Origin of the sequence: Pseudoduganella rhizocola, assembly GCF_045984285.3 — a bacterium.
Lineage (GTDB): Bacteria > Pseudomonadota > Gammaproteobacteria > Burkholderiales > Burkholderiaceae_D > Rugamonas.
The window spans coordinates 297,850-318,649 of the sequence record NZ_JBJQIK030000002.1 but is presented as its reverse complement, the minus strand read 5'-3'; the positions used below and the strand labels follow the sequence as shown (position 1 = coordinate 318,649).

The window sequence follows — 20,800 nt, the reverse complement described above, 5'->3', positions numbered from 1 at the left end:
CTGGCGTACATTCAGATTTTTTCCTGAGGGTTAGACTGGTCTCAACAGGCCTGCCAGGAGAAAATATGAAGCACAGCACCGCACGACACTGGATCGCAGCCCTCCTGATGGGATGGACGGTGGTGGCCTGCGCCCAGCTTCCGGCGGTCGATCCCGACAAGGCGAAGGCAGTTGCGGCGGATACGCCGGTCATCAAGTCCGCCAATGGCGTGCTGCCGGAAAGCCGCGCCAATGCGCTGCTGAAGAAACGCTGGGCCAGGAATACGCTGGACCTCAAGGCGCAGGCGGCGCTGGAAGATGCGGCAACCGGCGTTCCCCTCATCGCAGGCAACACGGTCAAGCTGCTGTTCGACGGCCCCGCCACGATGGCGGAGATGATGAAAGCTATCGCCGCCGCAAAGAACCATATTAACTTCGAAACCTATATCTTCGACCAGGATGAACTGGGCGAGAAGTTTGCCGACCTGCTGATCCAGAAGCAGAAGCAAGGCGTGACCGTCAACGTGATTTATGACAGCGTGGGCACCATCGGCGTGCCGCAGGAATTCTTCGACCGCATGCGCCAGGGCGGCGTGCGTCTGATTGCCTACAATCCCGTGAACCCGGCCAAGGTGCGCGGCAATGGCTGGAAAGTGAACAACCGCGATCACCGCAAGATGCTGATTGTGGACGGGCGCGTCGGTTTCACGGGCGGCATCAATATCAGCGACACCTATGCCAAGAGCTCGCCCTTCCGCTCCAAGTCCCGTCCGCGCGACAAGGACGATGTGGGCTGGCGAGATACGCATGTGAAGATCGAGGGCCCGGCGGTGCAGGCCATGCAGTGGCTGTTCATCCAGCACTGGACGGCGCAGGATGCGGAAGACCTGCGCGAAGCGGAGTACTTCCCGAACCCGATCATTGCGGGCGACAAGGTGGTGCGCGTGCTGGGCAGCGAGCCTGGCGGCAAGTTCGAGATCTACAAGGCGCTGCTGCTGGCGATCCAGCAGGCGAAGAAGTCCATCCACATCACCTGCGCCTATTTCGTGCCGGACGACCAGACCCTGCAGGCGCTGATCGATGCGGCGAAACGCGGCGTCGATGTGAAGCTGGTGCTGCCCAGCGTGTCGGACAGCGGCCTGGTGTTCCATGCGGGCCGCGCTTTTTATACACCGCTGCTGGAGGCCGGCGTGAAGATCTACGAACTGAAGCTCTCCGTGCTGCACGCGAAGACGGTGGTGATCGATGGCGTTTGGTCGACCGTGGGCTCGACCAATATCGATACCCGCAGCTTCCTGCACAATGCGGAGGTGAACGTGATCGTGATGGGCGATGCCTTCGGCCTCGAAATGGAGAACGCCTTCCGCGAAGACCTGCGCAACTCGAACGAGATGACGCTGGACGCCTGGAAGCACCGCGGCTTCGTGGTCCGCGCCAAGGAATTCATGGCCCGCTTCTGGGACTACTGGCTCTAGCACGATTGAGCTGCCTCAAACTTCGGTGCTGCCCGGCGCGGACAATTGGCCATTCTGGCCGACCACTTGCCTCCGCTTGACAGCGAACCGCGTGGGGATGATCATCCCCGCATCACCGCGCGCGTCACGCGGCTGGAGGTCGTCGTGGAAGAAGTCATCACCCGCCTGGACCGCTTCGAGCAACGCACCGAAGCCAACTTCCGCCAGCAGGCGGCGGAATTCCAGTCCCTGCGCATGCTCATCGAAGAACACAGCCGCGAATGGCGCTCGCTCCGTGAGCACGACAACCAGCAATGGCGCGCCGAACTCAAAGCCCGCGACGAGAAATGGCAGGCTGCGCTGGAGACCCGCGATGAGAAATGGCAGGCTGAACGGAAAGCAGACAACAGTGCATGGCAGGCCGCTTTCAAGGAAATGAACGAGAAATGGCTCGCCGCCCGCAAGGAAGACAACGACAAATGGCTTGCCGCCCGCAAGGAAGACAACGACAAATGGCAGGCTGCACGTGAGGCGGACAACAACAAATGGCGGGTTGAACGAGAAGCAGACAACGAAAAATGGCGGACTACACGGGATGCCGATAACGAAAAATGGCGGGTTGCGCGAGATGATGACAACGCAAAGTGGCAAACCCTGATCGACTCCAAATCTGAAAAATGGCGCGATGCCCTCAGCGCAGACCGTACCCGTGAAATGCACTACCTGCTCGGCCTGCTGACCGCGTTCGGGGCAGGTGTGCTCGCGCTGCTGGGGCGCCTTGCGAACCTCTACTAGTCGACTGACGACTCCCAGGTATTCCCCGTGCGGCGGAACAGTTCGGAGTTGGCGATTTTGAACGCGCCCGCCTCGTCGGACCAGCTGTAGCGCACCACCTCGATCTCGTCCCTATCGATTTTCAGCACATTGAAGGAATTCTGCTCACCCCGCCCGCGTGTGGATGTGGCAGTACCGGCCTGCACCACCAGCGCCGCATAGCCGCTGATCTTGTAGCGCCTGGCGCTGCTGGCCGAATGGCTCGCGTGCAGGTGCCCCGCCAGCAGCAGGTCCACGCCGCAGCGGGAAAAGGCTTCCATCGCCATCGGCGCCCGGTCCACCAGGTCGTCCTCATCCGAGTTTTCAGGCAGGTCGAAGGGATGGTGCGTCACCACGATGCGCGTCAGATCCTTGCCGAGGCCAGCAAGGCGGTCGTGCAGGCGCCCGATCTGCTCCTTGTTGACGCGGCCGTCCTTGAAGGTCAGCGAACGCGCCGTATTGAGGCCCATCACCGCAATCTCCTCGTCGATGTATTCCGGCGCCAGGTCGGGCGTTATGTATTTGCGGTACTTGTCCAGCGGCGTGAGGAAGCGCGCGGCCACGTTATACAGCGGAATATCGTGATTGCCGGGCACGATGATCTGCGGCTGCGGCAAGGTATCCAGCCAGGCCTTCGCCTCCCTGAACTGCGCACTGCGCGCGCGCTGCGTGAGATCGCCGGAGACCACCACCACGTCCGGCTGCACACCGAACACCACTTCCTTCAATGGTTCAAGCAGCTTGTAGTCGACCCGTCCGAAATGGATATCGGACAAATGCACGACGGTTCGCATCATCTTCTCCTTATTATGGTTGTGGCACCAGCACCGTCAAGGCTGCCCGGCGCGAGCGGTAGCGCAACGGCGGTGACATCGTGGTCACCTCCCCATCCGTTGCCACCCGCAAGCGCTCATGCCGTGTATGGATTTCCAGTTCCTGCGACAAGAGCACATCGAAATCGCGCGCCTGTTTCAGGCGCCCCAGTAAAGCGTGCATGGCGAGCCGCACCAGCCCGAGCCGCGTGGGCCGCTGCGCCACATACAGGCTCAGCTGGCCGCTGCTCAACTGCGCACGCTCGCCGATATTGAATCCCTCCATCAGGTATTCGTTATTGCCGATGAAAACAAAGGGCGTGCGCCGCGCATGCGCTTCCCCGTTCACGAGCAGGCGCACGCTCAGGAAGGGAAAGCGGCGCAAGGCGGCCAACACCGCCCAGCAGAACGCCAGCCACTTGCCCCGCCCCAGCCGCCGCTGCTGCCGTTCTCGGTCGCGCACGATGTCCGGATACAGCCCCAGGCTGGAATTATTCAGGAAGATGCGGCCATTGACCTCGCCCACATCCACTTGCGCCGGCACCCCATGTGCGATCGTGGCGACCGCCTCATCCAGCGCCAGCGGAATGCCGAGATCCTTCGCGAAATGGTTCAGCGTGCCCATCGGCAGCACACCGAAGGTGGCGCCGCTATCGACCAGCACCGAGGCCACGCAGTTGATGGTGCCATCGCCGCCGCCGGCCGCGACGAGGCGGATGCCGTCCGCCAGCGCCTGCCGCGCCGCCTCGATCATCTCATCGCCGCTGTGCGCCAGCGTGATGCGCGGCGCCAGGCCGGCGGCGCCGAACTTGCGCTGCAGCTCATTTACCAGCGAGCTGTCATGCCCCAGTCCCGCCCCGGCATTGATGATGACGGCGATCTCGCGCATCTATTGGTCCTCGCGCGCCGCACGGCGCCGCCGCAGCGACGAAACGGAAGTGATGCACACCGCCAGCCACGCCGCACTGCCCGCGATCGCTGCCAGCGTGTCGCTGAGGAAGTGCACGCCCAGATAGATGCGGCTCAGCGCCACCAGCCCCACCATCAGCGCCGCGCCGCACATCGCCCACAGGCGCACGCGCCAGCTGCTGCTCACCACCACGATATAGCTGGCCAGCAGGCCGTAGAACAGGGTCGCCCCCGCCGTGTGCCCGCTGGGGAAGCTGTAGGTGGCGAGCGTCAGCAAGGGCTCATCGAACACCGGCCGCTGCCGCTGGTAGGCATGTTTGAGCAGCACGTTCATCAGCATGCCGCCGGGCAGCGAGATCACCAGCGCCAGCAGCCAGTAAGGCGCCTGCTTGCGCCAGAACCAGATGGCCAGCGCCACGCCCATGCAGCTCACGCCGATCGTGCTGTGCAGGTGCGTAAGGCCCAGCATGAAGCTGGTCAGCGGCTCGAAAGCGTGTTCATAAAACCAGCGCGACACGGCGTGGTCGATGTGCCAGATGGTGTCCTGCTCGCCCACGTCCTCGGCGATTTCGGCGAACACGGACACGGCGGCCAGCAGCAGCGCCACACCGGCCGTCAGGTGCAGGCCCAGCGCCCCGCCGGGGGTCAGGCGCGCCTCCAGGAAGCGCAGGATCTTGCTGTAAGCGATGCGGCTCATCGGTTTGACGCAAAAACAACGATTGATAAAAAAACCTGATTTTTCATACAGTCCTGTGTTTTTGTACAGTAGTTGTGCTAAGCTGTATTCCATTGCAGCACAGAACACTCATCGTTAACCGCTCAGAAGGAATGATCATGGCAACTATCACCCCTGGTTTCGGCTCCCGCTTTGGCCTCGAGTACGCTCCCATGTCCTTTTTAGTCCGCTTCGGCAAACGCGAAATGCTGGTTTGCCGTGATTTTCGCAAGCGCTTCTACGCCGTCAATCCCATCATCGAATGCGATACCGGCGTGCAGCCCGGCCATATCGAGATCCTGCTGTTCAGCCGCTGGTTACTGATCTTGTCGAAAGCACACTGATTCATCTGTGCAGTTTTTCACATCCGTTCGTATTCCGCGCGCAGGAAGTCGCGCAAGGCGATCACGGTGGGCGTGACCTGCATGCGGTGCATGCACAGCAGATAGAGCGGCACCTCTTCACCCGCGATATCTGGCAGCAGCACCTGCAAGCGGCCGGCCTGAAGGTCGGCGGTCACGTCCAGGCGTGACTTGTAGGCGATGCCCTGCCCTGCAACGGCCCAGCGCCGCACCAGGTCGGCATCGTCGGCACAGCGGTTTCCCGTCACCGCAACGGTTACCGGCCCGCTGTCCGCCGGCGTGAAAGTCCAGCGGTCGTAAGTCACTTCATCGATCATGAAACGCAGGCAGTTATGCTGCGGCAGTTCGTCCAGCGTGGCGGGCTTGCCGTGGTGGCTGATGTATTCCTTCGATGCCACCAGCACGCGCCGGTTTTGCGGCGCAACCGGCATGGCGATCATGCTCGAATCCTCCTGCTTCCCGTAGCGCAGCGCGATATCCACCGGCTGCCGGTACAGGTCGGCCAGCCGGTCGCTGCAGCTGATCTGCAGGCTCACACGCGGGTACTGGGCCTGGAATTTGTCCAGCCAGCTCAGGAAGACGTTGCGCCCGGAATCCGACGGCATCGAAATCTTCAGCGTGCCGCCCGGCGTATCGTGCTGCTGGCGCACCGAGGCATGGCCTTCCTTCAGCAGGCGCAGCGCTTCCCGCGCGTGTTTCAGGTAGCGCTCGCCCTCCTCCGTCAGCCGGAGCGAGCGCGTGGTGCGCGCAAACAGCCGCAGGCCCAGTGCCTCTTCCAGGCGGCGCAGGGCCGCGCTGGCCAGTGCCGGTGAAATTTCCAGCCTCCGGGCCGCGGCCGACAGGCTGCCCTGGTCGGCAGTGGCGATGAAAACGTCCAGATCGTCCGTGCGCAGCATTATCGTCATTTCCATGAAAGTGTTTCGGCAATTTTAGTCTTTTTCCAGATAGTGGTTTGGCGGATGATCGCTCCATCCAACCCTCAAAGGAAAGCACATGAAAGCCATTGCCTACCGCAGCTCGCTGCCGATCGACCATCCGGACGCGCTGCTCGATATCGAATTGCCTGCGCCCGCCGCAACGGGCCGTGATCTGCTGGTCGAGGTCAAAGCCATTTCGGTCAATCCGGTGGACACCAAGATCCGCCGCTTCGTCAGCCCGGCCGACGGCCAGGCCAAGGTGCTGGGCTGGGATGCCGCCGGCATCGTCAAGGCCGTGGGCCCCGACGTCACCCTGTTCAAACCGGGCGATGAAGTCTGGTACGCGGGCGACCTGAACCGTCCCGGCACCAATAGCGAACTGCATCTGGTGGACGAGCGCATCGTGGGCCACAAGCCGCAGAAACTGGACTTCGCGAAGGCGGCCGCCCTGCCGCTGACGGCCATCACGGCCTGGGAGCTGCTGTTCGAGCGGCTGGAAGTCAGCCGCGACAAGAGCGTGCACGGCAAATCGCTGCTGGTGACGGGCGCCGCAGGCGGCGTGGGTTCCATCCTGGTCCAGCTGGCGCGCCAGCTGACCGGCCTCACCGTGATCGGCACGGCTTCGCGGCCGGACACGGCGGAATGGGTGAAGCAGTTGGGCGCCCATCACGTGATCGACCACAGCAAACCGCTGGATGAAGAAATCCGCCGCCTCGGCCTGCCGCCGGTGAATTACGTCGCCAGCCTGAACCAGACCGACACCCATTTCAATGCCCTGGCCGAGCTGATTGCGCCGCAAGGCAAACTGGCGCTGATCGACGATCCGGATGCCATCGATGTGCGCAAGCTGAAGCGCAAGAGCGTATCCCTGCACTGGGAGTTCATGTTCACCCGCTCGATGTTCAGCACCAGCGATATGCAGCAGCAGCACGCGCTGCTGAACGATGTAGCCAGGCTGGTGGATACCGGCGTGCTGGTGACGACGGTGGGCGAGCGCTTCGGCGCGATCAATGCCGCCAACCTGAAGCGCGCGCACGCCCTCATCGAGAGCAACCGCGCCAAGGGCAAGATCGTGCTGGAAGGCTTCTAAGAGGCCGTTTGCAGGGCGGCGCGCGCGGCGTGCGCCGCCTCGCTGGCATCGGCCGCCTGCTGTTCGGCCTGCATCTGGCGCAGCAGGGACAAGGCGCGCTGGTCGTGCTCGGCCAGCGCCTGCTGCAGCCGGGTGGCGGTATCGCAGCAGTCATCCACGACGCCGGTGAACATCTGCTGCACCTTGTCCAGCAGCCGCGAGCGATGGCCTACCGAGGCAAACAGCTGCGCCACGCCGAGGCAGAGATCGCGCAGCGACTCGATGGTGCGCTTGGTGGCTTCGATATCGTCGCGCATGCCGCCGTCGAGATCGATCATCTCGGTGCGCGCCTTCTCGCTTTGCGACAGGCGCTCCACCGTCAGCAGCCAGCGGTGGATGCGGGTGGCAATGCGCGCCAGGCGCAGCGTTTTCCCGAACAGCATGCCGCAATAGTTCAGGCAAATCAGCGACAGCGGCAGGCGCGCCAGCACCGCCGGCAAGCCGGCGCGCCGCAGCCATTCCTCCGTCTGCCTGTACTTCTGCAGCAAGCCACTGAGCCCTGCGATGACCGGATCCTGACGCATGGCGACCTCCCCGAATGGGCGGCGGTGCGACGCACCGCACGATCATTCCAGTATAGGTAGTTCGCCCACCGGCAGTGCCTGTCCGCGTTTGAGCCAGCTTAAACCCGGCGCTGTTTTTACTGCTCCTTCTTGCCGACGGAGCGGGCAATCGCATCCTGCAACTTGTCGCCGTGCGGCCCGGCGCTGGTTTCCTCGATGCTGCCGACCTTGCGCGCCTGGTCGGACTGCTGGTCGGCGCTGATTTCCTCAGCGACGTTAAAGCGGCCGTCTTCGCCGCTGCCATCGCCCGCCGGCAGCAGGCCCTCGGAACGCGCTCCCGCCGGCTCGCCCATGGCGCCGCCCACATCATCCAGTCCCGTTCCCATGGATTTGGCCGCGCCATCCGGCGGCGGTGAATTGTAGTCGGCGCCCTGCGGCACCTGCTCGCCGACGATTTTCTTTTCGTCCTGCTTCGGCACCTGGTCCGGCAGGTGGGTGTGGATGGGCGGCTGGTCCGCGCGCTGCTGGTTATCGTTACGCATGAATGCCTCCGTAGCTTCAATGTTATCGAAGCTTCATGCTAGCGGATCGCCGGAAATCGCCGCACAGCATTGCCTTTATAAAACTTACAAATTCGCTGAACTTGCCGAGTGGCAGCATGGTATCGTGCGTTTTCCTTTTTTTAACAAACAAATCGGAATCCATGTCCTACATAAAACATATTTTGTCCATTTCCGCCTTTACCGTGCTCGCCGGCTGCGCCGGTCCTGAAGGATCCACCGAAGTGGCCTTCAAGGATGACAGCTATACGCCAACCGGCAGTCTCATCCCGCGCAAGAAAGTTGAACGCGATGGCAAGCAACATATTGTCAGCGGAGAAGAACTCCAGCGCGTTATTGACAGTACCCCAACTGCCCTTAAACAATAAAATGCGCTCTGTCCTGCACGCCCGTACTGCCGCCCTGCTCGCCATTGCCGCTGCCCTGACGGGCTGCGCCGTCAGCCGCGCGGACTTCCACGCCAATCCCCAGGCGGCCAGCAACTATGAAATCTGCAAGGCGCTGCAGGGCGAGGAAGCGGCTACCGACCGCCGCTTCGTGAGCGACCTGAACTCCGAGCTGCTGGACCGCCGCATCAGCCCGGCTGCCTGCGGCCAGATCGTGCAGCAGAAGGAAGCGGAGATCGGCCTGGCCGTCGTCGCCAGCGCGCTGGTGGTGGCAGCCGTAGCCGCCGACAACGAGGATGAGCACGACCGTCCGCGTAAACGGCGCGACTGCATCAGGCGGGACGGCAAGCGCTACTGCCGCGACTGACCCCGGCAAATGCAGCTGAACTGTTACCCAGCGCACACCGTGCGCATGGGTAGCACGTTATGCTTCTTGCAAAGGAGGTCCATCATGTTCCAGATTAAAAAAGCCTACTCGCGCAGCGACGTGCTCACTGAGCTGCTGATCAACCGCGCCCTCGCCATCCAGGGCAGCACCGGCCTGAAGGACGCGCACCGCTTCCTCACCCGCCATCGCATCAAGCCGCAGGTCATCAAACGCGTGCTGTCCAGTCCTAACGACCGCCGCCACTAAGCTTCGTGCGCGGCCGACGCCTGATGACAACGGCCGCGCACAGACATCCGGCACTCCATCCCACTCCCCGCAATCCGCTCCTCCCTCCAGCAGCGTCAATGTACGGGCGCACCAGGGTCCTACGATGACCTCAGCCCAGCAGTAGCGCGGAAACTACCACACAAATAGTCTCGCGCGACGCATGCAATCGTGCGCCAGCCCTCTGCTGCTCATCTGTAAGCTGCCTTCCAGTGCTCAACAATTCACCCTGACTGGAGTGTCCATGTGGCTCAATCTCTTCAAACGCACTGACAAGTTTGTGGCCTTACGCAAGGAATTGAACCGCTGGGATGCCGCAGGCCGAACTTGCCAGCTCTGGCTGCGCGACGACGATCTGGCGGCGATTACCCCGCAGTTCAACCGGCTGCGGGCTCTCGTTGAAAAGCATGACGTGCCGGCACTGCTGGCTGTTATCCCCGGACAGGCGGCGCCCACGCTGGGCAAGGACACCATGGCCGTGCACCATTTCCAGTTTGCCCAGCATGGCTGGCGGCATCAGAACCACGAGCAGCCCGAGAACAGGAAAAGCGAGTTCGGCCCCGCGCGCAGCAGCGCAGCCATCCGGCACGACATGCTGAAGGGCGCGCGCCGCATGGGCGAGCTGTTCGGTGAGCGCTACATCAATGTTTTCGTCCCACCCTGGAACAACTTGGCGCCAGACAGCATGGCGGCCACCAGCTATGCCGGGATGTCGCGCCACGTCAGCATGGGGAAGATCAAGCTGCCGGCAGGCATGGTGGAAACCAACACCCATGTGGACCTGATGCGCTGGACAGCCACTCCCAGCCTCCAGGCCCCGGACTGGATTGCAGCTCAGCTCAGCCACTATCTCGGGCGCCAGCGCAAAGGCAAAGACACGCTGCCCGCGGTGGGGCTGCTAAGCCATCATCTGGTGATGGATGGCGACGGCTGGCAATTCCTCGACGAACTGCTCGCCTTGACAAGCAGCTACCCCTGTGTACGCTGGGCGAAGCCTTCCGAACTCTTCCATCTGCCGGTGCACGAGAGTGGCCCGCTTCGAGCGCCGCTTGTGCCCGCCGCGCAGGCCCTCGGCTTTACGTAAGCCGGTTTTTCGCGTGGCCGGATCGCAGCCCGAAGCCATAGGCGAAGGTTACGAGGATGCCTGCCGCCACCGCCCCGCAACCGACCGGCACCGCCAGGGCAAGCGGAGCAAACGCCCACATGCCTGAGTAGACGAGTCCGCTCAGCACCAGCGACCAGCCGGCAACCCGCCTGAGCTGGCGTGCCGCGGCGTTCGGAACGAAAGCCTTGGGCATGCGGTTGCCCCACCAGGCGATCATGAGGCCGTTCGCGCCGATGACGAGGCGCGTCACGGTTTCACTGTCCAGATACCCCAGCTTGCGTGCGAGGCTGGCGCACAAGGCAAGCACAAGAATGCCAACGCCCCAGGCCAGGCTTCCCGCCACTTCCTTGTTCATCGCGCAATCTCCTTTCCTGGTTCCGCCGCCTCGGCGGCCGGCCCAAACGAGTGGACAAAGCCCAGCAGCGCTTCTTCAAGCACCGAGAGCTTCAGGTGATAGATGAGGGACTTTCCAGCCTTCTCGACATGCACCAGGTCGGCTTCTTTCAATACTGCAAAATGGGCCGACATGGTCGGCTTCGATACATTGAACTGCGCACTGAGCTCCCCGGCGCTTAGCGGCCCCTTGCGCAGGAGCTGCAGCACCCGGCGGCGGGTCGGATCGGAAAGGGCTTTGAATACCTGGCTCATGATGTGATAATTAGCTAACCATCGAAATGTGTCAAGGCTTTTTGGCAAAAAAATGCCGATCCCAGCGGGATCGGCCGCGCACGACAATATCGACAAGTGGACTTTTAATTGATGGGAACAGGCCAACGCAAGGAATCGCTGGCTGGGAACTCACGGAAAAAGTTATCCCGGTCGTATTCCATTACTGCCGGTGTTTCACTCTTCAGTTGCGTCCAGGTGTAAGTCCTGCGCAGGCTCTCACCCGGATAGATGTGGTTGAATGCGCCATATTGAGGCATTCCTGCCGCCGTACCGAAGTACAGCTTCCAGGTGCCCTCCTCAATCGCCAGGGCGGTGTTATTGGCTTGAAGGTAGGTAATCTTGTAATCCACGTAATTCGTTCCGCGCTCGGTGACGGTGAGGCGTTCAAGCGTCACTGTCATACCATTCTTCGCCAGGTATGGCGTGTTCAGCAAACGCTGCTCAGTCACTCTTATCTGGAGAGAACCATTGAACTTGCTGCCTCCATCGTTAATGACGAGACCAACTTGATAGGTGCCGGGTAAGTCGGGAGTGAAACTCAACTGCGAGGCCGCACCGTCGACACGCGCCTGGCTGCCGGTGGGCTTACCCATCAGCGTCCAGGTATAGCTGGCCTGAGCACTCACGGCCCTTGCCGGGATCGACTTGATCACGAGGGTACTGCCGACAGCCCGCGTCCCGCTCAACGATAGTTCGATCGTCGCTCCAGGCGCGCCAGTGCCAGGATAGGCCACTCCATCTTCCTTGAATGACAGTCCGTTGACGATTTGCGTGGCGATACTGGCTCTGTTCTCGGGACTCTCGCTGAACGCTTCCAGGATTTGCGCGAGCGCCGCCCCCTGCCGCTGCACGCCCTGCCAATATTGGAGCCCCGAGGGGTCAGGATCACGTTCCAGCACATTGCGATATAGTCCGGTAATGATCGCCGGGTCGGTCGAGCTTTGACCGTAGATCCCCTTGAACTCGGGCGAGCTGACGAACCCCTGTGCGATAGATTCCAGCGAGGCGCCGCCGTTACGCACGCCTATCCAATACAGCAGCCCTGAGGCATCGGGCTTGCGGGCAAATGCCGCACGGTAAAGACGATAGACCGAAGCCATGTTTCCGTCCTCCACATAGGGGAGCAGCGAGGTGTCGGAAAACCGGATAGCCGCATTCTTTGGAACAAATATACCTGCATCGGACGGATCGTCAACCAGACGAGCAACGCTACCACCGTCGGCTGCGCTGACGAAATAAGCAGCACGCTGGTATGGCAGAGTGATGGCTGAACTGGTCGCTGACCTGGACGGGCCTGCCGCACTACGGACCTGGGCGCCCGAGGGCTGGGTCTGGTTCGAGCCTTCGGGGCCGCCGCCACCACATGAGGCCAGGACGATCAACGGTGCAAACCAGAACAAACGAGGAGACATAGGGAGACCCATTCAAAAAGTTGGAACTATTATACGTTTAATGAATTTACGGAAATCTCTCGAATAGTTGCGGCAAAAAAAAGCCGGCCCTGGCGGGGCCGGCTACAAACAACCATCTCCACATGTTGAGAAATAGTCGGGACGGTTCAACTTTAGGGGAGATGTTGCTTGGGGGCTATTGCTGTGCGGTCAGGCGTGCATGGTAAGCGCTAAGTCGGGATCGGCGGCACTGGTAGCGCGCGCCCACGGCGCGCGACGCTGCCCGCCACGCGGGCAGCAATCGGGCGATTCGAAGAGGCATGGCCCTGCAGGGCCATGGCCTTCGAATCTCACACGGGGAGCGCGCAGGCGCTCCCCTCGCTTCCGCCAGGAAATAAAAAACCGCCTTGCGGCGGTTTGTTTATTTCCTGGCGGAAGCGGTGAGATTCGAACTCACGAACGGGTTTCCCCGTCGGCAGTTTTCAAGACTGCTGCCTTCAACCACTCGGCCACGCTTCCTTGGGGACCTGCATTATACCGAAACCTGCTGGGCTGGCCAGTGCGAATCAGGCCGGCGTCCAGTTTTCCTTCAGCGCGCGCTCGAAATCGGCCGCCGGCAGCGGCTGGGAGAACAGGTAGCCCTGCACTTCGTCGCAGCCTGAGCTCTTGAGGAAGGCCAGCTGCTCGACCGTTTCCACGCCTTCGGCGATCACTTTGTGCTTCAGCTGCTGCGCGATGCTGATGATGGTGCTGGCGATGGCGCAGTCGTTGGCGTCCGAGGGGATGCCGGTGGTGAAGCTGCGGTCGATTTTCAGCGTGTCGATCGGGAAGCGCTTGAGGTAGGACAGCGATGAGTAACCGGTGCCGAAATCGTCCAGTGACAGGGTCACGCCCAGCTCCGTGATGCGGTCCATGATGCCGATTACGCGGTCGATGTTGTTCATCAGCGTGCTCTCGGTGATTTCCAGCTCCAGCCACGAGGGCTCCAGGCCGTAGCGGCGCAGCGTTTCCTGCACGCGGCCCGGTAGCGCGGAGGTGAATTCGCGCGCCGAGACGTTGACCGCAAGGCGGATCGGCGGCACGCCCGCCATCTTCCACGCCTGTGCCTGCGCACACGCGGCTTCCAGTACCCACTCCCCTACCTGCACCACCAGCCCGGTGGATTCGGCCAGCGGGATGAATTCGGCCGGCGGCACCAGGCCGCGCTCGGGGTGCTTCCAGCGCACCAGCGCTTCGGCGCCGATGATGTGGCCATCTTCGATGGAGAACTTGGGCTGGTAGTGCAGCTGCAGCTGGCCGCTGCCCAAGGCCTGGCGCAGGCCGGATTCGATGCGCATGCGTTCCTGCATGCCCTGGTTCATGTCCTGGCTGTAGAAGGCCACCCGCTCGCCGTCCGGATTGCCCACCTTGGCGCGGTACATGGCAATGTCGGCCTGGCGCAGCAGGGTTTCGCCATCGTTGCCGTCCTGCGGGTAGACGCTGATGCCAATGCTGGCGTCCACGCGCAGGTCGTTGCCGTCGATGAGGAAGGGTTCGTTCAGTACGGACAGCAGCTTCTGCGCCACCATGCTGGCTTCGTAGTGCTGGCTGATGTCGAACAGGCCGACCGCGAATTCGTCGCCACCGAGGCGCGCCACCAGGTCCTGATCGCGCAGCGCGAGGCGGAAGCGGCGCGCCACCTCCCGCAGCAGTTCGTCGCCTGCGGCGCGGCCCAGCGTGTCGTTGATCAGCTTGAAGCGGTTCAGGTCGATGAACAGGATGCAGCCATGCAGCTTGCTGCGCTGTGCCACCGTGAGCGCCTGGTCCACCAGCTTGGTCAGCAGCGAGCGGTTGGGCAGGCTGGTGAGCGCGTCGTAGTAGGCCAGGTGGTGCAGGCGCTCTTCCGCCATCTTGCGTTCGGTGATGTCGGTCAGGTAGGCGATCAGGCCGATCGAGCGGTCTTCACGGTCGCACAGCGGCGACAGCGAGAGGCTGGCCCAGAATACTTCGCCGTTCTTCTTCTTGCGCCGCACTTCCATCAGGCGCCCGCCCTGTTCGAGGAAGTCGTCGCTGAAGGTGGTGTCTTCTTCGTCGTACAGGAAGAGGATGTTGCGGCCCACCGCTTCCACCGAGCTGTAGCCGAACAGGCGCTCGGCGCCCTTGTTCCAGCTGGTGATAAAGCCGTTCAGGTCCATCGTCAGCACGGATTCGTGGATCTGGTCCAGGATCTGCGACTGGTGCTGCAGCTGCGCTTCCACCTGCACATAGGCGTGCGTGGTGCGCTGCGCCACCGAGTGCACCTGCATCACGCTGCCGGCCAGGCTGGCCAGGCTGGCGAGGTGCTTGCGCTCCGTGTCGGAATAGCTTTCGCGGCCGCCTACTTCAAAGCGGCCGAAATACTGGTCGTCGAACATGACGTCCTGCTGCAGGCCGCTGGCGGCACGCGGGTCTTTGTCCTGGCGCGGAATGAAACGGCCCCACAGGCTGTGCGTGACTTCGCGCGCGATGCGGCCCAGTTCTTCCGACAGGGCCGGGCCGCGCAGGCGCAGCACCGCGTCGCACAGGGCTGCGCTGCTGCTGAGGAAATCGGTAACGGGGTGCTGTGGCATCAGGTGTTCCTGCTGACCTGGATGGCCCAGTGATAGGCCTGCAACTGGCTTTGCCAGAAGGCTTCGTTGCTGAAGCCGGCCTTGCGCACCGCGGCAGCTTCGGGCGCCTGCGCTTCCACCAGCGACAGCAGTTCGCCCAGCTCGCCGCTGCGTTCAACCAGCGCCCGCACCACGTCCAGGTCCAGCTGCAGGCCGGCGACAATATCGGCCATCGGCATCGCAAGCAGCAGGTCCAGCAGCGAGAACACGCCGGTGATGAAGGCAAGGTCCTGCGCTTCGCGGTCCGCGCCGCGCAGCTTGACCAGCGCTTCCATCTGCGCGGCGCGCACGGCGGCCAGCGGCAGCAAGGGGTTGGCGGGACCGGTGTCGTTCTGGCGGGCGTAGAGCAGCAGCTGCAGCCAGCGCTGCAGCTGGCGCCGGCCCAGCATATTGATGGCCTGCGTGAAGCTGCGGATCGGGTTCGGGAAGCCGAAGATGGCGGAGTTCACCAGCTTAAGCAGGTGGAAGGCCAGCGCCGGATCTTCCTTCAGCAGGGTTTCCAGTTCGCGCGAATCGGCGTCGCGCGCCAGCAGGCCAAGCAGCGCCAGGATGCGTTTGCGCGAGGTGCCGTCGCCCGCCACCGCGGCGTCGGTCTCGAAGGCGTAGCGGCCGCTGACCCAGTTGAAGCCCGCATCGAGGTATTGCTCGCGCCGCGCGTCGCTGTCCACATGGCGCACCCAGTGGGGGCCGGGCAGCGCCACCATCGCCAGCACGCTCGGCATCGGGCCGGCATCGAAGGCCAGGCCGGTGATGCCGGTTTCGGAAGCCGGCAGCGTTACTTCGCCTTCGGACAGCAGGCGGTAGCCTTCGTCCGCCAGCAGGCGGCAGCGCTGCAGCGCGGCGCGCGAGCCGAAGACGGCCGCGGGCAGCTGGAACACAACACGGCTTGCCGGGAGCGTGGCGTAGTGAGACGGGTCGAGCGACAGGGGATCGTGCAGCGGCAGGATGCAGTCGAGCGGTGCGAGGGCCGCCGCCATGTCCGGATAGCTGAACAGCCGCAGCAAGGCCTGGTAGGCGTCGCCACCATCGGCATGGGGTTGGAAGGCCAGCCCTACCCATTCATTGCGGGCATTGGACACGGCCTGTAACCCCACCAGCGGGAAGGTGCTTGAATCAACGGCAGGCATCACGATCTCGGTGCGGGTTTGCGCGAATCGTAGTTCAAATATTGACGGAAGGCAACCCGTTTGCGCAGGGCAACACACCGAAACATTTACCACAAAGCAACAAAAATTATTATCAGGAAAACATTACTGCTGAGTTGTGCAATATACCAGAAAATACGGCGGAATCAGGGTTTGCTCAGCCCCGCTGCGCAAAAAGCGTGAGTATTGGAGAGAATCTGTGCTTCTGCCGAGACATTTCCGGTCAGTTACAAATCGACGTTGCCTAATGGTGCGTGCTGCACTGCAAACTTGATGAGCTCGGCCTGCCCTTCGATGCCGAGCTTGCGCTTGATGTTGAGGCGGTGGGTCTCCACGGTGCGCACGCTGAGATCGAGCTGGCGCGCGATCTGCTTGTTCGATTCGCCGTTGGCGATGTGGCGCAGCACTTCCTGCTCGCGCAGCGTGAGCTGGTTGTCCTGGTTCTGCGGCTTGGCCAGCTGGCGCGCCAGCGCGGCGCTGTAGTAGATGCCGCCCGACATCACGGTTTCGATGGCGACCACGATGTCCTTGCCGGGCGAGTCCTTGAGCACATAGCCGCGCGCGCCGGCCTGGATGGCTTGCGACACGTATTCCAGCTTGTCGTGCATGGAAAGCACCAGCACGGCCATATCCGGGAACTGCTCGCGGAAGCGCGCCGTGGCTTCAATGCCGTTCACGCCCCGCATATTAATGTCCATCAGCACCAGGTCCGGCTGGTGGGCGCGCGCAGCCTCCAGCGCTTCCCCCGCACTGCCGGCTTCGCCCACCACTTCGAACTGGGGCATGGCCTCCAGCCGGGCACGCAGTCCATCGCGCACCAATGGGTGATCGTCTACCAGCAGAATCCTGATTGCCATGCCTTAGCTCCGGTTGGGTACATGGGCCGTGACCACCGTTCCCTCCGCCGACGAGGCGAGTTCGAAACGGCCGCCGATGGCCTCCATACGCTCCATCATATTGCGCAATCCGATTCCGCGCTTGGGATGCTGCGCAATGCCGGCCGCGTCGAAGCCCTGGCCATCGTCGCGGATGCGTAGCGTGACCTCGTCCGTCCCGCCCTGCAGCAGCACGTCCACCTTGTGCGCCTGCGCGTGGCGCTCGATATTGGTCAGCGCCTCCTGCGCGATGCGGAACAGCACCGTGTTGGCCATTTCAGGCAGGCCGTCGGTGCAGCCCTCGGCACGGAACGCCACCGGCGTGCCGCTGTTCTGCTGGTATTCCTCGGTGAGGTGGGCCAGCGCGGCGGCCAGGCCGATATCGTCCAGCACCGCGGGACGCAGGTTGTGCGAGATGCGGCGCACCTCGCCCAGCACATTATTCAGCTGCTCGGCCGTGTGCTCGAACACGCCGAGCGCCGCCTTCTGCTGCTCGGCGCCGCCGGACAGGCGGATAATGCCCGCCTCGATCTGCAGCTTGATGGACACCAGCCACTGGCTGATGCCGTCGTGCAGGTCGCGCGACAGGCGCGCCCTCTCCTCTTCCTGCGATTCCACCACGCGCTGCGCCAGCGCCTTCAGCTTGGCATCGGCCACGCGCGATTCGCTGACGTTCAGGGCCAGCCCGCTGGCCGCCACCACCAGCGCGCTGAGGATCGCAATGCCCGCGATCCACAGCATGGTGTTCTGGATATTGCCACGCTGCTGGGCATCCACCTTGGCCAGGGCCATCTCCACATCGTCGAGGTAGATGCCGGTACCCATCATCCAGCCCCACTTCTCCATCTGGATCACATAGCCCAGCTTTGCCACTTCCTTGTGGGCTGAGGGCTTGGTCCATGAGTAGCGTTCCAGGCCGCCGCCCTCGCGGGCGCGCGCCAGCAGGCGCTGGATGGTCGGGCTGCCCTCGGCGTCGCGCAGCTCGAACAGGTTGCGCCCCACCAGCTCCGGCTGGCGCGGGTGCATCAGGCTATTGCCCTGCATGTCGTAGACGAAGAAGTAGCCGTCGTCGCCGAAGCTCAGCGAAGCCAGGATGCGCTTGGCCTCATCCTGCGTGGCCTGGTCCGTACGGCCCGATTGGTAAAGGTGCGCGATCGAATGGGAAGCCAACGTAACATAGTGCTTCAACTCCGCTTCCTTGCTGGCGAGGTAGGCCTGTTCGATGGTCTGCTTCTGCTGTTGCGCCAGCAGGCGCGCCTGGTGCTGCACCGCGAGCGCAATGGCGCACAGGGCGAGGATCAGGGGCGCAATGGCCAGGAACAGGACTTTCTGCCGGAGTTTCATTCCACGATTGTACGTGGAGAGCGGGCAGCCGCGCTCCGTAGTACTACGCAGGCCACTTGCGTAGTCCTGCGCTTGTGGCAGATATGCGATTCCTGAATACTCCGCATAAGCTGCACGCAGACCATATCCCGACAGCAGAAACGGGCAGCGCGCGGCACTCTCATACCCTTTGGAGGACTTCAATGAATCCCGTACTGAGTAAACTCGGCTGGGCAGCGCTATCGCTGGCCGGCGCCGGGGCGCTGGGCGTCGTCGCGCTGAACCGCGGCGAACCGATCAGCGCCATCTGGATCGTCATCGCCGCGGTCTGCGTCTACCTGATCGCTTACCGTTTCTACAGCCTGTTCATCGCGCGCGACGTGATGGGCCTTGATGCGCGCCGTATGACGCCGGCCTACAAGCACAATGATGGCCTGGATTATGTGCCGACCAATAAGAACGTGCTGTTCGGCCACCACTTCGCGGCCATCGCCGGCGCGGGTCCGCTGGTCGGCCCGGTACTGGCGGCGCAGATGGGCTACCTGCCCGGCATGCTGTGGATCCTGGCGGGCGTGGTGTTCGCCGGCGCAGTGCAGGACTTCATGGTGCTCTTCATCTCCACCCGCCGCGACGGCCGCTCGCTGGGCGACCTGATCAAGTCCGAGCTGGGCCCAATCCCCGGCAATATCGCGCTGCTCGGCACCTTCATGATCATGGTGATCATCCTGGCCGTGCTGGCGCTGATCGTGGTGAAGGCCCTCACGCATTCGCCATGGGGCAGCTTCACCGTGATGGCGACGATTCCTATCGCCCTGTTCATGGGCGTGTACTCGCGCTATATCCGCGTGGGCCGTGTCGGCGAAGTGTCGCTGATCGGCTTCGTGCTGCTGATGCTGGCCATTGTGGGCGGCCAGTATGTGCAGGAGAATCCGGCGCTGTCGCCGCTGTTCGACTTTACCGGCACCGAACTGACCTGGATGCTGATCGGCTACGGCTTCATCGCCTCCGTGCTGCCGGTGTGGCTGCTGCTGGCGCCGCGCGACTACCTGTCCACCTTCCTCAAGATCGGCACCATCGTCGGCCTGGCGCTGGGCATCGTGATCGTCGCGCCTTACCTGCAAATGCCGGCTGTTACCAGGTTCATCGACGGCAGCGGTCCTGTGTGGGCGGGCAATATGTTCCCCTTCCTGTTCATCACCATCGCCTGCGGCGCCGTCTCCGGCTTCCACGCGCTGATCTCTTCCGGCACCACGCCGAAGATGATCGAGAACGAAACCCATGCGCGCTTCATCGGCTATGGCGCGATGCTGATGGAATCCTTCGTCGCCATCATGGCGCTGGTGGCTGCATCGACCATCGAACCGGGCGTCTACTTCGCCATGAACAGCCCCGCCGCCCTGATCGGCACCACCGCCGAATCGGCAGCTGCCGCGATCTCCGGCTGGGGCTTCCGTGTCACGCCTGAAATGCTGACGCAGATGGCAGCGGACGTGGGCGAACACTCCATCATCTCGCGCGCAGGCGGCGCGCCAACGCTGGCGGTGGGCATGGCGCATATCCTGTCCAACGTCATCGGCGGCAAGGCCATGATGGCCTTCTGGTACCACTTCGCGATCCTGTTCGAAGCACTGTTCATCCTGACCGCAGTGGATGCAGGCACCCGTGCCGGCCGCTTCATGCTGCAGGACCTGCTGGGCGCCTTTGCACCGTCGCTGAAGCGTACCGAATCCACCTTCGCCTCGCTGCTGGCCACCGGCCTGTGCGTGGCGGCATGGGGCTACTTCCTGTACCAGGGCGTGGTGGATCCGCTGGGCGGCATCAACACCCTGTGGCCGCTGTTCGGCATCGCCAACCAGATGCTGGCCGGTATTGCGCTGATCCTCGCCACCTGCGTGCTGTTCAAGATGAAGCGCGGTAAGTTCGCCTGGGTCACGATGGTGCCGACAGTGTGGCTGCTGCTGTGCACCCTGACCGCAGGCTGGCAGAAGATCTTCGACGCGAATCCGAAGATCGGCTTCCTGTCGCATGCCGATAAGTACTCGGCCGCGATTGCCGAAGGCAAGGTGCTGGCGCCGGCCAAGTCGATGGATCAGATGCACCAGATCGTGTTCAACGACTACCTGGATGCATCGCTGGCCGGCTTCTTCATGGTGGTGGTGCTGGCAGTGCTGGTATTCGGTGTGCGCACTGCGCTGCGTGCCCGCGCCAACGCCAAGCCATCGCATAACGAGAGCCCGGCGCAGCTGATGCCGGCGGCACCGTAATGTTCCAGGACATCGTCAAGGCAGGCCGCTATCTCGGACAGAGCATGCGGCTCATGTGCGGCCTGCCCGAATACGACACCTATGTCGCGCACCGGGAGAGCACCCATCCGGACGAACCCGTGATGAGCTATGAAGAGTTCTTCCGCGAACGCCAGGAAGCCCGCTACGGCGGGGCCGGCAAGCGCGGCGGCTGCTGCTGACGTAAGATCC

23 protein-coding genes and 1 tRNA gene are annotated in these 20,800 nt (G+C 63.0%); 10 read left to right on the top strand and 14 right to left on the bottom strand.

Annotated elements, in window-relative coordinates; all coding sequences use genetic code 11:
* The first annotated feature begins 65 nt into the window (after window positions 1-65).
* Window positions 66-1,454 carry a cardiolipin synthase gene (cls, locus tag ACJRPG_RS05090; protein WP_407998955.1) on the top strand — a complete coding sequence of 463 codons (1,389 nt, stop codon included), beginning with the start codon at window positions 66-68 and terminating at the stop codon, window positions 1,452-1,454.
* A 45-nt stretch (window positions 1,455-1,499) separates the two neighbouring features.
* A complete protein-coding gene (locus tag ACJRPG_RS05085) occupies window positions 1,500-2,228 on the top strand; it encodes a hypothetical protein (protein ID WP_407998954.1) in 729 nt (242 codons plus the stop codon).
* Here ACJRPG_RS05085 and ACJRPG_RS05080 read toward each other — a convergent pair.
* The 3 genes from ACJRPG_RS05080 to ACJRPG_RS05070 are packed head-to-tail and all read right to left on the bottom strand — an operon-like array spanning window position 2,225 to window position 4,664.
* Window positions 2,225-3,040 carry a metallophosphoesterase family protein gene (locus ACJRPG_RS05080; protein WP_407999380.1) on the bottom strand — a complete coding sequence of 272 codons (816 nt, stop codon included), beginning with the start codon at window positions 3,038-3,040 and terminating at the stop codon, window positions 2,225-2,227. The two genes, ACJRPG_RS05085 and ACJRPG_RS05080, sit on opposite strands and share 4 nt — an antisense overlap.
* Before the next feature lie 13 nt (window positions 3,041-3,053).
* Entirely contained in the window at window positions 3,054-3,947 is an 894-nt protein-coding gene (locus tag ACJRPG_RS05075) for a diacylglycerol/lipid kinase family protein (RefSeq protein ID WP_407998953.1), read from the bottom strand.
* Window positions 3,948-4,664: a phosphatase PAP2 family protein gene (locus ACJRPG_RS05070; protein WP_407998952.1), complete on the bottom strand. Its 717-nt coding sequence runs from the start codon at window positions 4,662-4,664 to the stop codon at window positions 3,948-3,950.
* A gap of 137 nt (window positions 4,665-4,801) precedes the next feature.
* Here ACJRPG_RS05070 and ACJRPG_RS05065 point away from each other — a divergent pair, with 137 nt between their 5' ends.
* Window positions 4,802-5,026, top strand: a complete 225-nt coding sequence (locus tag ACJRPG_RS05065) for a hypothetical protein (RefSeq protein ID WP_407998951.1) — start codon at window positions 4,802-4,804, stop codon at window positions 5,024-5,026.
* A gap of 17 nt (window positions 5,027-5,043) precedes the next feature.
* Here the strand turns inward: ACJRPG_RS05065 and ACJRPG_RS05060 are convergent, their stop codons facing one another.
* Window positions 5,044-5,940, bottom strand: coding sequence for a LysR family transcriptional regulator (locus ACJRPG_RS05060; RefSeq protein WP_445322655.1), 897 nt, complete (start codon window positions 5,938-5,940; stop codon window positions 5,044-5,046).
* A 97-nt stretch (window positions 5,941-6,037) separates the two neighbouring features.
* Between ACJRPG_RS05060 and ACJRPG_RS05055 the strand changes: the two genes are divergently transcribed.
* Window positions 6,038-7,051 (top strand): zinc-binding alcohol dehydrogenase family protein, encoded by a 1,014-nt coding sequence (locus ACJRPG_RS05055; protein ID WP_407998950.1) that lies wholly within the window; start codon window positions 6,038-6,040, stop codon window positions 7,049-7,051.
* On the opposite strand, the gene ACJRPG_RS05050 is transcribed toward ACJRPG_RS05055, so the two are convergent.
* Window positions 7,048-7,614: a hypothetical protein gene (locus ACJRPG_RS05050; RefSeq protein ID WP_407998949.1), complete on the bottom strand. Its 567-nt coding sequence runs from the start codon at window positions 7,612-7,614 to the stop codon at window positions 7,048-7,050. The genes ACJRPG_RS05055 and ACJRPG_RS05050 overlap by 4 nt on opposite strands.
* Window positions 7,615-7,730: 116 nt before the next feature.
* Window positions 7,731-8,135, bottom strand: coding sequence for a hypothetical protein (locus ACJRPG_RS05045; RefSeq protein WP_407998948.1), 405 nt, complete (start codon window positions 8,133-8,135; stop codon window positions 7,731-7,733).
* 35 nt (window positions 8,136-8,170) lie between these two features.
* On the opposite strand from ACJRPG_RS05045, the gene ACJRPG_RS05040 reads away from it, so the two are divergent.
* From ACJRPG_RS05040 to ACJRPG_RS05025, 4 genes are all read left to right on the top strand, one after another.
* The gene (locus ACJRPG_RS05040) at window positions 8,171-8,521 is read left to right on the top strand and encodes a hypothetical protein (protein WP_407998947.1); all 351 of its coding nucleotides are present in this window, start codon (window positions 8,171-8,173) and stop codon (window positions 8,519-8,521) included.
* A gap of 1 nt (window position 8,522) precedes the next feature.
* Complete coding sequence (locus ACJRPG_RS05035) at window positions 8,523-8,906, top strand: hypothetical protein (protein WP_407998946.1); 384 nt, start codon at window positions 8,523-8,525, stop codon at window positions 8,904-8,906.
* Window positions 8,907-8,990: 84 nt separating this feature from the next.
* Window positions 8,991-9,173, top strand: a complete 183-nt coding sequence (locus ACJRPG_RS05030; RefSeq protein ID WP_407998945.1) for a hypothetical protein — start codon at window positions 8,991-8,993, stop codon at window positions 9,171-9,173.
* A gap of 262 nt (window positions 9,174-9,435) precedes the next feature.
* The gene (locus ACJRPG_RS05025) at window positions 9,436-10,275 is read left to right on the top strand and encodes a polysaccharide deacetylase family protein (protein ID WP_407998944.1); all 840 of its coding nucleotides are present in this window, start codon (window positions 9,436-9,438) and stop codon (window positions 10,273-10,275) included.
* Here ACJRPG_RS05025 and ACJRPG_RS05020 read toward each other — a convergent pair.
* From ACJRPG_RS05020 to ACJRPG_RS04985, 8 genes are all read right to left on the bottom strand, one after another.
* Complete coding sequence (locus ACJRPG_RS05020) at window positions 10,268-10,651, bottom strand: hypothetical protein (RefSeq protein WP_407998943.1); 384 nt, start codon at window positions 10,649-10,651, stop codon at window positions 10,268-10,270. The genes ACJRPG_RS05025 and ACJRPG_RS05020 overlap by 8 nt on opposite strands.
* A complete protein-coding gene (locus ACJRPG_RS05015; protein ID WP_407998942.1) occupies window positions 10,648-10,944 on the bottom strand; it encodes an autorepressor SdpR family transcription factor in 297 nt (98 codons plus the stop codon). The genes ACJRPG_RS05020 and ACJRPG_RS05015 overlap by 4 nt, the downstream gene beginning before the upstream one ends.
* Before the next feature lie 104 nt (window positions 10,945-11,048).
* Window positions 11,049-12,377 carry a DUF4214 domain-containing protein gene (locus ACJRPG_RS05010; RefSeq protein WP_407998941.1) on the bottom strand — a complete coding sequence of 443 codons (1,329 nt, stop codon included), beginning with the start codon at window positions 12,375-12,377 and terminating at the stop codon, window positions 11,049-11,051.
* A gap of 408 nt (window positions 12,378-12,785) precedes the next feature.
* Window positions 12,786-12,875, bottom strand: a tRNA-Ser gene (locus ACJRPG_RS05005).
* 47 nt (window positions 12,876-12,922) lie between these two features.
* A complete protein-coding gene (locus tag ACJRPG_RS05000; RefSeq protein ID WP_407998940.1) occupies window positions 12,923-14,944 on the bottom strand; it encodes a putative bifunctional diguanylate cyclase/phosphodiesterase in 2,022 nt (673 codons plus the stop codon).
* Window positions 14,944-16,110 carry an EAL and HDOD domain-containing protein gene (locus tag ACJRPG_RS04995; protein WP_407998939.1) on the bottom strand — a complete coding sequence of 389 codons (1,167 nt, stop codon included), beginning with the start codon at window positions 16,108-16,110 and terminating at the stop codon, window positions 14,944-14,946. Before ACJRPG_RS04995 ends, ACJRPG_RS05000 begins: the two co-directional genes overlap by 1 nt.
* Before the next feature lie 245 nt (window positions 16,111-16,355).
* On the bottom strand, window positions 16,356-16,985 hold the full coding sequence (locus ACJRPG_RS04990) for a response regulator (RefSeq protein WP_407998938.1): 630 nt from the start codon (window positions 16,983-16,985) through the stop codon (window positions 16,356-16,358).
* Window positions 16,986-16,988: 3 nt separating this feature from the next.
* The gene (locus ACJRPG_RS04985; protein ID WP_407998937.1) at window positions 16,989-18,347 is read right to left on the bottom strand and encodes a cache domain-containing protein; all 1,359 of its coding nucleotides are present in this window, start codon (window positions 18,345-18,347) and stop codon (window positions 16,989-16,991) included.
* Window positions 18,348-18,529: 182 nt separating this feature from the next.
* Between ACJRPG_RS04985 and ACJRPG_RS04980 the strand changes: the two genes are divergently transcribed.
* Together ACJRPG_RS04980 and ACJRPG_RS04975 are read left to right on the top strand one after the other, a co-directional pair.
* On the top strand, window positions 18,530-20,590 hold the full coding sequence (locus ACJRPG_RS04980) for a carbon starvation CstA family protein (protein WP_407998936.1): 2,061 nt from the start codon (window positions 18,530-18,532) through the stop codon (window positions 20,588-20,590).
* Window positions 20,590-20,790, top strand: coding sequence for a YbdD/YjiX family protein (locus ACJRPG_RS04975; protein WP_407998935.1), 201 nt, complete (start codon window positions 20,590-20,592; stop codon window positions 20,788-20,790). Before ACJRPG_RS04980 ends, ACJRPG_RS04975 begins: the two co-directional genes overlap by 1 nt.
* The last annotated feature ends 10 nt before the right edge of the window (window positions 20,791-20,800 follow it).

What these genes read in the sequence shown, in the direction of transcription:
- ACJRPG_RS05080 (WP_407999380.1), bottom strand. Translation starts at nt 3,040, where the DNA reads ATGCGAACCGTCGTGCATTTGTCCGATATCCATTTCGGACGGGTCGAC.
- ACJRPG_RS05060 (WP_445322655.1), bottom strand. Translation starts at nt 5,940, where the DNA reads ATGCTGCGCACGGACGATCTGGACGTTTTCATCGCCACTGCCGACCAG.
- ACJRPG_RS04975 (WP_407998935.1), top strand. Translation starts at nt 20,590, where the DNA reads ATGTTCCAGGACATCGTCAAGGCAGGCCGCTATCTCGGACAGAGCATG.
- ACJRPG_RS05050 (WP_407998949.1), bottom strand. Translation starts at nt 7,614, where the DNA reads ATGCGTCAGGATCCGGTCATCGCAGGGCTCAGTGGCTTGCTGCAGAAG.
- ACJRPG_RS05020 (WP_407998943.1), bottom strand. Translation starts at nt 10,651, where the DNA reads ATGAACAAGGAAGTGGCGGGAAGCCTGGCCTGGGGCGTTGGCATTCTT.
- ACJRPG_RS05065 (WP_407998951.1), top strand. Translation starts at nt 4,802, where the DNA reads ATGGCAACTATCACCCCTGGTTTCGGCTCCCGCTTTGGCCTCGAGTAC.
- ACJRPG_RS04995 (WP_407998939.1), bottom strand. Translation starts at nt 16,110, where the DNA reads ATGCCTGCCGTTGATTCAAGCACCTTCCCGCTGGTGGGGTTACAGGCC.
- ACJRPG_RS05045 (WP_407998948.1), bottom strand. Translation starts at nt 8,135, where the DNA reads ATGCGTAACGATAACCAGCAGCGCGCGGACCAGCCGCCCATCCACACC.
- ACJRPG_RS05000 (WP_407998940.1), bottom strand. Translation starts at nt 14,944, where the DNA reads ATGCCACAGCACCCCGTTACCGATTTCCTCAGCAGCAGCGCAGCCCTG.
- ACJRPG_RS05040 (WP_407998947.1), top strand. Translation starts at nt 8,171, where the DNA reads ATGCTAGCGGATCGCCGGAAATCGCCGCACAGCATTGCCTTTATAAAA.
- ACJRPG_RS04990 (WP_407998938.1), bottom strand. Translation starts at nt 16,985, where the DNA reads ATGGCAATCAGGATTCTGCTGGTAGACGATCACCCATTGGTGCGCGAT.
- ACJRPG_RS05015 (WP_407998942.1), bottom strand. Translation starts at nt 10,944, where the DNA reads ATGAGCCAGGTATTCAAAGCCCTTTCCGATCCGACCCGCCGCCGGGTG.
- ACJRPG_RS05075 (WP_407998953.1), bottom strand. Translation starts at nt 3,947, where the DNA reads ATGCGCGAGATCGCCGTCATCATCAATGCCGGGGCGGGACTGGGGCAT.
- ACJRPG_RS04985 (WP_407998937.1), bottom strand. Translation starts at nt 18,347, where the DNA reads ATGAAACTCCGGCAGAAAGTCCTGTTCCTGGCCATTGCGCCCCTGATC.
- ACJRPG_RS05035 (WP_407998946.1), top strand. Translation starts at nt 8,523, where the DNA reads ATGCGCTCTGTCCTGCACGCCCGTACTGCCGCCCTGCTCGCCATTGCC.
- ACJRPG_RS05010 (WP_407998941.1), bottom strand. Translation starts at nt 12,377, where the DNA reads ATGTCTCCTCGTTTGTTCTGGTTTGCACCGTTGATCGTCCTGGCCTCA.
- ACJRPG_RS04980 (WP_407998936.1), top strand. Translation starts at nt 18,530, where the DNA reads ATGAATCCCGTACTGAGTAAACTCGGCTGGGCAGCGCTATCGCTGGCC.
- ACJRPG_RS05025 (WP_407998944.1), top strand. Translation starts at nt 9,436, where the DNA reads ATGTGGCTCAATCTCTTCAAACGCACTGACAAGTTTGTGGCCTTACGC.
- ACJRPG_RS05030 (WP_407998945.1), top strand. Translation starts at nt 8,991, where the DNA reads ATGTTCCAGATTAAAAAAGCCTACTCGCGCAGCGACGTGCTCACTGAG.
- cls (WP_407998955.1), top strand. Translation starts at nt 66, where the DNA reads ATGAAGCACAGCACCGCACGACACTGGATCGCAGCCCTCCTGATGGGA.
- ACJRPG_RS05055 (WP_407998950.1), top strand. Translation starts at nt 6,038, where the DNA reads ATGAAAGCCATTGCCTACCGCAGCTCGCTGCCGATCGACCATCCGGAC.
- ACJRPG_RS05070 (WP_407998952.1), bottom strand. Translation starts at nt 4,664, where the DNA reads ATGAGCCGCATCGCTTACAGCAAGATCCTGCGCTTCCTGGAGGCGCGC.